This is a genomic window from Pseudoneobacillus rhizolycopersici, from assembly GCF_054786815.1.
In genome coordinates this window covers 1-275 of the sequence record NZ_JBTOOE010000092.1, presented here as the reverse complement: position 1 = coordinate 275, position 275 = coordinate 1, and the positions used below count along the sequence as shown (strand labels likewise).

Here is a 275-nt window from a genome sequence, read left to right as displayed (position 1 = left end):
CTCGTATTTCTTGAAGGGAATGAGTTCTCACTTATTTTTTTGCTCTGATTCCTTTCTCGAATATTCTTCTAAAGCTAAAACAAATATTGCAGACTTTGAAAAGCCCTTTTCTTTAGCCAACTTTTCAACTAATTCATACTGTTTGTCTGTTAACCCAATCGAAACTCTTTTTTTATTTTCAGCCATAACATACTCCTTCTAAATATTGTAAATTAATTTTACTTTTATTTGCTTTTTTTGTCAAACTTTTTTACATACACGCGTTTTTTTGGCAA

At 29.5% G+C, this 275-nt stretch carries 1 protein-coding gene; it reads right to left on the bottom strand.

Going from position 1 to position 275, the window contains the following annotated elements; genetic code table 11:
• Nucleotides 1–27 precede the first annotated feature (27 nt).
• Nucleotides 28–186 (bottom strand): ribbon-helix-helix protein, CopG family, encoded by a 159-nt coding sequence (locus ACX9YW_RS22980; RefSeq protein WP_005917947.1) that lies wholly within the window; start codon nt 184–186, stop codon nt 28–30.
• Between the last annotated feature and the right edge of the window lie 89 nt (nt 187–275).